The organism is Streptosporangium minutum (assembly GCF_002149035.1).
Lineage (GTDB): Bacteria > Actinomycetota > Actinomycetes > Streptosporangiales > Streptosporangiaceae > Streptosporangium > Streptosporangium minutum.
Window position 1 is genome coordinate 1 of sequence record NZ_NGFP01000315.1, and the last position, 9,621, is coordinate 9,621.

The following is a 9,621-nucleotide window of genomic DNA, read 5'->3' on the forward strand; positions in this document are numbered from 1 at the left end:
CGGTGCAGGGTGGGCAGCAGCTCGACGCTGGCGTCCAGGCCGGGGGCGCTCTCCAGGGCCAGCACCAGGGCGATCCTGTCCTCGCCGAGGGCCTGGTCGATCTGGGCGCCGTCCAGGCAGAGCCGTACCGCGTCGGCGTTGCCCTCGGCCAGGGTGTGCGCGCACTCGATCATGCGCAGGGTCTGCCGGAGCGCTCCTTCGGGCCGGTACTGGTCGTCGATGAAGACCGGCAGCACCTGCACGTTCACCCCGCCCTCGTGGAGCTGGGGCAGCCAGCGCTCGCGGAAGAACGACGCCCAGCGTTGGGGCGGACGTGCGGTGACCGCCATCAGCAGGTCGTTGTGGGTGTCCGCGACGACGGCGCGGTTGTGGAGCTCAACGGACACGTGCCAGCCCTCCGATGCGTGATTACCGTGACGATATGACAGGTCGGGGGTAGGGGAATTCGTCCGGTTTCCCTAAGAGGAGTGAGGATGTTTGTCCATTAGGCCAAGATCGCTTTTCCGGCCCGCGATACCGGGGCGATCGGGGCGGTCCGGCGCGGAGGCGGCACGGATGGCCGGCGGATGAACGATGAAGGAAAGTTACAGGATCCTCACAACACATGGAGATTATTGACGCGACTCCTCGGCCGACCGTAGGGTCCGGACAACCCCGGGTTCCCGGCCTCGAAAGATCCCCACGGAGCGGTTCATGAAGCGACTAGCAGCTGTAGCGGCATTGCTCGGCCTCGCCGCCGTCACGGCGTGCAGCGGCAGCACCGGAGACAAGCCCGCCGCGGGCGGCGGCAGCGGTGGCAGCGGCGGCGGTCTCTATACCACGATCGACGGCCTCAAGCCCGGTCTCGACGTCAACGGGCCGATCAACCCGTGGAACCCCAAGGGCAACGCGTTCGTCGGGTTCAACGCCATGCGGATCGCCTGGTCGAAGAACCACATGACCGACCCGAACCAGTTCTACCCGGGCATCGCGGAGAGCTGGGAGATCGCGCCGGACAACTCCTCGATCACGCTGCGCCTGCACCCGGACAACAAGTGGTCCGACGGCAAGCCGGTCACCGCCGAGGACGTGAAGTTCTCCATCGCCCTGGCCTACACGCAGGGCAGCACCGCCTTCGCGATCGACCCGGGCGCGGCGGGCGCCGCCTCCGAGGTCGAGGTGGTCGACGACAAGACCGTCAAGATCACCCAGGACATGGACAACCCCAGCGTCACGTTCGTGCGCGGCGTCATGGACAGCTACGTCGTGCCCCAGCACGTCTGGAGCAGCGTGCTGTCCGCCGATTTCTGGGACAAGCTGAAGGCCGCCCGCGGCGAGGGGGCCGAGGCCGAGAAGGCCCGCGAGGAGATCACCGCGCTGTCGGAGAAGGTCCTCGCCTTCGCCCCGCCCAAGGACGTCTCCGCCGGCCCGTTCACGCTGGAGCGGATGAACCCGAGCGAGGCGCTGCTGGTCAAGAACAAGAACTTCTACAACGCCGCGAACGTCGGGCCCGACCAGGTCAAGCTGCTCAACTACACCGGCAACGAGCAGATCTGGAACTACCTCATCGCCGGCAAGCTCGACAACGCGCCGTTCACGGCCGTGCCCGCCGACGTGATGAAGCGCATCAGCACCACCCCGGGCAACGAGGTGATCAAGGGCTACTCGCCGGTGTCGCTGGGCATGGCCTTCAACCAGGCCAAGAAGCCCTACGACAACGTGCACGTGCGGCGCGGCCTGGCCTACCTGATCAACCGGGACGAGATCACCAAGATCGCCTCGCCGGAGGGCGGCACCCCGGCGCTCACCACCACCGGCATCCACCAGAAGCCCGCCGCGGAGTGGCTCGGCGCCGACCTCGCCGCGCTGGAGCCGTACAAGCTCGACGCGGCCAAGGCCGAGGAGGAGTTCAAGAAGGCGGGCCTGAAGAAGGACGGCGGCAAGTGGACGCTGCCCGACGGCACGCCGTGGAAGTTCACCGTCAACGTCCCGGCGCCGTTCTCCGACTGGGTCTCCGGCGCCAAGGCGATCACCAGCCAGCTCGCCGAGGCGGGGATCGACGCGGAGGTCGTGACCACCGCCGACTACCCGCTCTACCTCAAGGAGATCGCAGAGGGCAAGTATGACGTCGGGTTCTGGCTGATCGCGCTCGGCCCCGCGCCGTACAACATCTACCAGCGCCTCTACGGTGCCTCCAACGGGTGGTCCATCCTCGGCGGCAAGGTCAAGCACGCCGAGCCCGGCAAGGGCGGCAACTGGATGGGCGGCCCGGAGACCATCGAGGTCGACGGGGCCAAGGTCAACCCGGGTGAGCTCACCGCCAAGCTGAACTCCGCCTCCGGCGACGAGCAGAAGAAGATCATCGGTCAGCTCGCCAAGGCGGCCAACCAGGACCTGCCGGTGGTCCAGCTCTGGGACTACGTCAACACCCAGTTCGTCAACACCAACCGCTTCACCGGCTTCCCCGAGAACGACAGCGACCTGCTCCGCCAGCCCTCCGGCGTGTGGATCCAGCTCGGCATGGTCAAGAAGCAGTAACGCATGACGATGTTCGCACGAAGGCTCGCGGGTCACCTGGCCCGCGGGCTCGTCATGATCCTGGTCGTCACCACGGTCAGTTTCTTCGTCATCAGAAGCGTCCCCGGCGACCCCATGGCCGCCCGGTACGAGAAGCTGGTCGAGCAGGGCATGTCCCCCGTCGCCGCGCAGCGGGCCGTCGAGGTCCTCTACGGCTTCGCGCCGACCGGCGGCCTGTGGCAGCAGTACGTCGACTACATGTCCGGCCTGCTCCGCCTGGACCTGGGCCAGTCGCTGATGGTGCCGGGCGTGGGCGTGTCGACCGTGCTGTTCTCGGCCGCCAAATGGACCGTTCTCCCCGTGCTGGCGGGCACGCTGCTGAGCTTCCTGGTCGGCGTCGTCATGGGGGTCTACGCCGCCATCAGGCGCTCGGGCAGGCTCGGCGACGTCCTGGCGATCTCCGGGTCGCTGCTGCACGGCGTCCCCCAGTACGTGCTCGCCCTGCTGCTGGGCGCCGTCTTCACGACGCTGATCCCGATCCTGCCCACGAGCGGCACGGCGGACATCATGTTCGAGCCGGGCTTCAACGCCGGATACATCGGCTCGCTCATCGAGTACGCCACGCTGCCGGTCCTCACCTACGCGCTGGCCTCCTACGGAGGCTGGATCCTGGCGATGAAGTCGAGCGTGGTCACCGTCCTCGGCGACGACTTCATCCTCGCCGCCGAGCTGCGCGGCATCAAGCGCGGCATCGTCTTCCGCTACGTGACGCGCAACGCGATCCTGCCGCTGTTCACCATCCTGGCCCTCTCGCTGGGCATGCTGTTCGGCGGCGCGATCTTCATCGAGCGGATCTTCAACTACCCCGGCCTGGGGCTGATGCTCATCGATGGCATCAACAACCGTGACTACGCCCTGATGGGCGGGGCGTTCCTGCTGATCACCGCGGCGATCGTCGTCGCCAACATCGTGGCGGACCTGTTCTACACCGTGATCGACCCACGGGTACGGAGCGGGGAGGGATCCATATGACGGCACCTGTCATCGCGGCGGGCGGCGGTCGCGCGGCCCTGCGGCGCAACTTCTGGCGCGGCGTCTGGCGCGTTCTGAAGCGCAAGCCCAGCCGCATGCTCGGCATGGTCATCGTGCTGGGGTTCGCGTTCATGGGCGCGTTCGGGCCGATGTTCTATCCCGACCCGCTGCCCCGCGACACCGCCGCCCTGTACGCGCCGCCCAGCTGGGAGCACCCCTTCGGCACCGACTTCGAGGGCACCGACGTGCTCTCGCTGCTGGTCACCGGATCGCGGTACGTCCTGCTGACCGCCCTGGTCACCGCGGTCATCACGGTGGTGCTCGGCGCCGCGATCGGGCTGTTCGCCGGGTTCCGGCGCGGGCGCTGGGACAGCGTGCTCATGCGGATCACCGACATGAAGCTGACCATCCCCGGCCTGCCGCTGCTGCTGGTGCTGTCGACCATCTGGAAGTTCACCAGCGCCTTCGAGATGGGCCTGGTGCTCGGCCTGCTCGGCTGGGGCGGCGTCGCCCGGGCCGTGCGCTCGCAGACCCTGTCCCTGCGCGAGCGCGGCTTCATCGAGGCGGCCCGGGGGCTCGGCCTGTCCACGACGCACATCGTCGGCAGGGAACTGCTGCCCAGCATGGCCCCCTTCATCGCGATGAACATGCTCATCGCCGTCACCGGTGCCGTCTACGCGCAGGTGGGCCTGTTCTTCCTGGGCGTGCTGCCGTTCGAGGCCAACAACTGGGGCGTGATGCTCAACCTCGCCGTGTTCGGAGGCGGCGCGATGTCCTCGCCCGCCGCGCTGCCGTACCTCATGGCGCCGCTGCTGGCGATCCTGCTGCTCACCCTGGGCATCGTGCTCGTCGTCGACGCCATGGACGAGATCTTCAACCCCCGGTTGCGTGAGGAGTAACGGGTGTCTGTGACCCCTGAGAAGAAGGCGCCGGGAGTACGCGTCAGCGGCCTGTCGGTCGTCTACCGGACACCGACCGGGGAGCTTCCCGCGATCTCCGGGATCGACCTGGACCTCGTGCCCGGGACGATCACCGGCGTGGTCGGCGAGTCCGGTTCCGGAAAGTCCACCCTGGCGCTGTCGCTGCTCAACGCCGTCCAGTCGCCCGGCAGGATCAGCGCGGGCAGCGTGGAGATCGACGGCCTCGGCGACGTGGTGAAGCTGAGGGGGGAGGAGCTGCGCAAGGCGCGAGGACGGCACATCGGATACGTCTTCCAGGCCGCCCAGAACTCCCTCAACCCCCTCAAGACGGTCGGCAAGCAACTGCTCGACCTGGGCCGCTCGCACGACGTGGCGGATCTGCGCGGGCTCGTCAGGGAGGCCAAGGACCTGCTCGGCCGGATGGGCATGGACGGCGCGCGCGTCCTCGACTCCCACCAGCACGAGCTGTCCGGCGGGATGCGCCAGCGGGTCGGCATCATGTTCGCGCTGGTGCTCAACGCCCACCTCGTCGTGCTGGACGAGCCCACGACCGCCCTCGACATGATCACTCAGGCGACGATCCTGCGGATCGTCCGCGAGGTCCACGAGGAACGCGGGCTCACCACGCTGGTCATCACCCATGACCTCGGCGTGGTGGCCGAGGTCGCCGACCGGCTGGCCGTCATGTACGGCGGGCAGGTGGTGGAGCAGGGCCCGACCATGGAGGTGCTGGGCGCGCCCCGCCACCCCTACACCCAGGGCCTGCTGCGGGCCATCCCGCGCCTGGTGGGCGACATCGACGAGGCCAGGGCCCTGCCGGGCCGCCCGCCGACGCTGGGCACGATCCCGGAGCGGGGGTGCGTGTTCAGGGACCGGTGCGTCCTGCGCATGGACGTCTGCGAGACGGAGAAGCCGCCGGTCGTCTCCCTCGGCGCGTCGATCGCGCTCTGCCACGCGGTCGAGGCCGCCGCGGACCGGGACGGGCGGGCGGACATCCCGCCGGCGGGAGGACTCCAGGAAGTCGTGGGAGCGCAGGGAGCCACCGGGGTACATGAAGTACGGGGGGAGCAGCCGTGATCACGGGGAAGAACATCACCAAGACCTTCAGGCAGCGGGGCAGCGTGCTCGCGGGCCGGGAGGTGAGGGCGCTGCGCGGAGTCGACTTCGCCATCGAGAAGGGCGGGGCGGCCTCGTTCATCGGTGAGTCCGGCTGCGGCAAGACGACGCTGGGACGGATCATCGCCGGTCTGGAGACCCACGACTCCGGCGAGATCACCATCGACGGCACCCCCATGTCGCCGCTCAAGCCCCGGCAGAGGGAGCCGTACTTCCGCCGGATCCAGCTCATCCACCAGGACCCGTACTCGGCGCTCAACCCGACCCGCACGATCCACCAGACACTGGACGCGCCCCTGGCCCTGCGGGCCCGGCAGACCCGCCGCCCCCGGTCGTGGGTGGACGAGCGGGCCGAGGAACTGCTGGCGCTGGTCGGGCTCGACCCGGCCTACGTGCTGCCGCGCTATCCCCACCAGCTCTCCGGCGGGATGCGCCAGCGCGTCGTGATCGCCCGCGCGCTCACCGTGGACCCCGACATGCTCGTCGCCGACGAGGCCGTCTCCATGATCGACGTGTCGCTCCGGCTGGGCATCCTGGGGCTGCTGAAGGACCTGCGCGAGCGGCTCGGGGTGAGCGTGCTGTTCATCACCCACGACGTCGCGACCGCGCGCTACATCGGCGACGACGGCGAGCTGTACGTCATCTACCGGGGGCAGGTCGTCGAACGGGGGCACGTGGAGACGATCATCTCCGACCCCGTCCATCCCTACACGCAGTCGCTGCTGTCGGCCATCCCGGTGCTGCACGGCCTGGAGCAGCCGGGGGAGCAGCCGGTGGTGCCGACCGAGGCGCTGGACGAGAGCCACCACGACGCGGGCTGCCTGTTCGCGCGGCGCTGCCCGTTCCGCACCGAGCGCTGCGAGTCCGAGCTCCCGGTGCTGGGCCGCGCTGAGGGCACCCCTCAGGAGCACGCCTGCTTCCATCCCGAGCGCCGCAGCGTCGTCGCCACGCCCATCGGGCGGGGGTGACGGGCATGGGGGGAATCCGTGAGGCCGTCGCCGCCGACGCCGCCGTGATCGGCGAGGTCGCCGGGGCCGCGCTCGTCCTGGACGCTGCGGAGGCGCCGCGCCTGGTGGCCCGACTCTCCGACCCGCCCCCGGACCGCCGCTGGACGGCACTGGTGACGGGCGACCTCGACGCCGTGCTGTTCGCCTCGATGTCGACGCGTGACGGGTCCGTCGGGCACATCGATCTGCTGGCCGTGGATCCCGCCGCACAGGGCCGGGGCCGCGGGCGCGCGCTGATGGCCGCGGCCGAGGAGTGGCTGCGGGCCCAGGGGGCGGCCGAGGCCCGCATCGCCGGCAACCCGCCCTGCTACGCCTGGCCGGGCATCGACGTGCGCTCCACCGCGGCGGCCTGCCTGGCCGAGAGCCGGGGCTACGAGCGCTACAACGTCGCCTGGAACATGACCGCCGACCTCTCCGCAGACCTGTCCACCGAGGCCGATGTCCTGCGGCTGGCGGACAGGGGCGTCACCGTGCGGGCGGCCGGCCCCGGTGACCGCGCCGCCGTGCTCGACTTCATCAGGGAGCAGTGGAACGAGAACTGGGCCTGGGAGGCGGAGCAGGCGAGTGGCTGCCACTACGCCTCCCGGGAGGGGGAGATCCTCGGGTTCGCCGCCTGGGGGGCCAGGCCCGCCTGGTTCGGCCCGATGGGCACCGCCCCGGCCGCGCGGGGCCTCGGTGTCGGGCGGGTGCTGCTCCGCCGCTGCCTGGCCGAGCAGCGGGACGCGGGCCAGGCGAGCGCGCAGATCTCCTGGGTGGGGCCGCTCGGCTTCTACTCCCGGGCGGTCGGCGCGCACGCCGAGCGGGTCTTCTGGCTCTACCGCCGCGACCTGCGGTGACGCTCTGATGTCACCGGTAGAGCAGCGTCCCGCCGTCCAGCCAGTCCTCCGGGTGGCCGGGAGGCGGGCACAGGTCCGCCGGGTCCTCGCCGGCGTCCAGACGCCGGCGGAGCGAGTCCGAGCCCCAGAGCAGGTCCGCGAAGTACGGCTCGCCGTTCTCGCCGCCGTGCCAGGCGAACTCTTCCGGATGGAGCGTGCGCGCCAGGTGCAGCATCGACAGGGCGGTCAGCACGGGCCGGAAGGCCCGCCGGTCGTGCACGTGGAGCTGGACCCCCCGCACGGCCACGCCGGCGTGCTTGTGGAAGGTCGGGGTGAACCAGGTGTCGCGGAACCGCACGCCCGGCAGGCCCAGGCCGTTCAGCCCGGCGGCGAACCGGCCGTCGAGGTAGGGGGCGCCGATCAGCTCGAACGGCCTGGTGGTGCCGCGCCCCTCCGACAGGTTCGTGCCCTCGAACAGGCCGGTGCCCGGGTAGACCAGCGCGGTCTCCCCGGTGGGCATGTTCACCGAGGGCATCACCCAGGGCAGGCCGGTGGCCTCGAAGGGCGTGTCGCGCCGCCAGCCCTCCGCGGCGATCACCCGCAGGTCGGCGCCGATCGCGCGGTTGACGGAGAGGGCGAGCTCGCCCGCGGTGAGGCCGTGCCGCACCGGGACGGCCGCCCGGCCCACGAAGCTGGCGTACGCCGGGTCGAGCAGAGGACCCTCCGCGACGGTCCCGCCGAGGGGGTTGGGCCGGTCGAGTACGACGAAGCACAGCCCCAGCCGCGCGGCCGACGCGATGAGGTCGTGCATCGTCCAGACGTAGGTGTAGAAACGCGTGCCGATGTCGGAGATGTCGAAGACGAGGGTGTCGACCCCGGAGGACGCCACGAGGTCGTCCAGCGCGCGGCCGTCCTTGTCGTAGGTGTCGAAGACCGGCAGCCCGGTCGACGGGTCCAGACCTTCCCGCTCGCCGGCGCCCGCCTGCGCGGTGCCGCGCATCCCGTGCTCGGGACTGAACAGCGCCGTCAGCGGCACTCCCGCCGATCGCAGCGCCGTGGCGCCGGGCGTCAGGTCGGGCAGGACGCCGGTCGGGTTGGTGATCAGGCCGATCCGGTCGCCTTTGAGGAGTCCGGGGTCGGCGGCCAGCCGCTCGATCCCGGTGCGTACGTGAGACATGGCTCCATTGTCCGAAGAAAATTTGCATAATAGAAGTAGGGGATGAAAATTAGCGACATGGGGCGACATGATTGATCCACTCGCAAGCCTGTCCACCGAGCAGAGCGATCCGCGCTACAGCGACATCGACCGGCTCTCCACCGAGCAGGTGGCCCGGCTGATGAACGCGGCCGACGTCACGGTGCCCGCGGCGGTGGCCGTGGAGATCCCGGCCATCTCCGCCGCGGTCGACGCGATCGTCACCCGTATGCGGGCCGGCGGGCGCCTGTTCTACGTGGGCGCGGGAACGTCGGGCCGGCTGGCCGTACTGGACGCCTCCGAGTGCCCGCCGACCTTCGGCACCGACCCGGAGCTGGTGCAGGGCATCATCGCGGGCGGCGAGCCCGCGCTGACCCGCTCGGTCGAGGGCGCGGAGGACGACGACGGCGCCGGAGCCGCGGCGATCGCCGACCGGCAGGTGGGCGCGCTCGACTCGGTGGTCGGCGTCTCCGCCAGCGGCCGGGCTCCGTTCGTGCTCGGCGCGCTCGCCGAGGCCGGCCGGCGCGGCGCCCTGACCGTGGGGCTGTCGTGCAACGCCGGGGCCCCGCTCTCCGACGCGGCGCTGCACCCGATCGAGGTGATCGTCGGCCCGGAGGTGGTGACCGGCTCGACCAGGCTCAAGGCCGGGACCGCGCAGAAGCTGGTCCTCAACATGATCTCCACGATCGCGATGGTGAGGCTGGGCCGGACCTACGGCAACACCATGATCGAGGTGTCGGCGATGAACTCCAAGCTCGCCGACCGGGCCACGCGGATGGTCCGCGACATCACCGGCGCCGACCTCTCCGTCGCCCGCCCCGCGCTGGAGGCGGCCGGATGGCACGTGAAGGTCGCGGTGCTGATGATCGAGCGCGGTCTCGACCCGGATGACGCCCGGGACCTGCTGCGGGTCCACGACGACCGTCTGGAGTCGGCGCTCGCCGCGGAGAAGGTCCAGGGTGCCTGACAGCCCCGGCGGGACGGGCCCGGAGGGCGGGCGCGGAGGCCGGGACGGCGGCGCCGGGGTGATGGGTACGGAG

At 70.6% G+C, this 9,621-nt stretch carries 9 protein-coding genes; 7 read left to right on the plus strand and 2 right to left on the minus strand.

What is annotated here, in order from left to right; translation table 11 throughout:
- The coding region (locus CA984_RS39450; RefSeq protein ID WP_207621212.1) for a membrane dipeptidase at positions 1 to 386 on the minus strand (386 nt) is incomplete at its 3' end.
- Positions 387 to 693: 307 nt separating this feature from the next.
- Here CA984_RS39450 and CA984_RS39455 point away from each other — a divergent pair.
- The 6 genes from CA984_RS39455 to CA984_RS39480 are packed head-to-tail and all read left to right on the plus strand — an operon-like array spanning position 694 to position 7,407.
- Complete coding sequence (locus tag CA984_RS39455; protein ID WP_086578474.1) at positions 694 to 2,517, plus strand: ABC transporter substrate-binding protein; 1,824 nt, start codon at positions 694 to 696, stop codon at positions 2,515 to 2,517.
- Between the two features lie 3 nt (positions 2,518 to 2,520).
- The gene (locus CA984_RS39460; protein WP_165781591.1) at positions 2,521 to 3,528 is read left to right on the plus strand and encodes an ABC transporter permease; all 1,008 of its coding nucleotides are present in this window, start codon (positions 2,521 to 2,523) and stop codon (positions 3,526 to 3,528) included.
- On the plus strand, positions 3,525 to 4,427 hold the full coding sequence (locus CA984_RS39465; RefSeq protein WP_086578475.1) for an ABC transporter permease: 903 nt from the start codon (positions 3,525 to 3,527) through the stop codon (positions 4,425 to 4,427). The genes CA984_RS39460 and CA984_RS39465 overlap by 4 nt, the downstream gene beginning before the upstream one ends.
- A 3-nt stretch (positions 4,428 to 4,430) precedes the next feature.
- A complete protein-coding gene (locus CA984_RS39470; protein WP_086578476.1) occupies positions 4,431 to 5,525 on the plus strand; it encodes an ABC transporter ATP-binding protein in 1,095 nt (364 codons plus the stop codon).
- Complete coding sequence (locus tag CA984_RS39475; RefSeq protein WP_086578477.1) at positions 5,522 to 6,532, plus strand: ABC transporter ATP-binding protein; 1,011 nt, start codon at positions 5,522 to 5,524, stop codon at positions 6,530 to 6,532. Before CA984_RS39470 ends, CA984_RS39475 begins: the two co-directional genes overlap by 4 nt.
- Positions 6,533 to 6,537: 5 nt before the next feature.
- Entirely contained in the window at positions 6,538 to 7,407 is an 870-nt protein-coding gene (locus tag CA984_RS39480; protein WP_086578478.1) for a GNAT family N-acetyltransferase, read from the plus strand.
- A gap of 10 nt (positions 7,408 to 7,417) precedes the next feature.
- Here the strand turns inward: CA984_RS39480 and CA984_RS39485 are convergent, their stop codons facing one another.
- Positions 7,418 to 8,563, minus strand: coding sequence for an exo-beta-N-acetylmuramidase NamZ family protein (locus CA984_RS39485; RefSeq protein WP_086578479.1), 1,146 nt, complete (start codon positions 8,561 to 8,563; stop codon positions 7,418 to 7,420).
- 67 nt (positions 8,564 to 8,630) lie between these two features.
- Here CA984_RS39485 and murQ point away from each other — a divergent pair, with 67 nt between their 5' ends.
- Positions 8,631 to 9,548 carry an N-acetylmuramic acid 6-phosphate etherase gene (gene murQ, locus CA984_RS39490; protein ID WP_086578480.1) on the plus strand — a complete coding sequence of 306 codons (918 nt, stop codon included), beginning with the start codon at positions 8,631 to 8,633 and terminating at the stop codon, positions 9,546 to 9,548.
- The last annotated feature ends 73 nt before the right edge of the window (positions 9,549 to 9,621 follow it).

What these genes read in the sequence shown, in the direction of transcription:
- CA984_RS39455 (WP_086578474.1), top strand. Translation starts at nt 694, where the DNA reads ATGAAGCGACTAGCAGCTGTAGCGGCATTGCTCGGCCTCGCCGCCGTC.
- CA984_RS39460 (WP_165781591.1), top strand. Translation starts at nt 2,521, where the DNA reads ATGACGATGTTCGCACGAAGGCTCGCGGGTCACCTGGCCCGCGGGCTC.
- CA984_RS39465 (WP_086578475.1), top strand. Translation starts at nt 3,525, where the DNA reads ATGACGGCACCTGTCATCGCGGCGGGCGGCGGTCGCGCGGCCCTGCGG.
- CA984_RS39480 (WP_086578478.1), top strand. Translation starts at nt 6,538, where the DNA reads ATGGGGGGAATCCGTGAGGCCGTCGCCGCCGACGCCGCCGTGATCGGC.
- CA984_RS39485 (WP_086578479.1), bottom strand. Translation starts at nt 8,563, where the DNA reads ATGTCTCACGTACGCACCGGGATCGAGCGGCTGGCCGCCGACCCCGGA.
- murQ (WP_086578480.1), top strand. Translation starts at nt 8,631, where the DNA reads ATGATTGATCCACTCGCAAGCCTGTCCACCGAGCAGAGCGATCCGCGC.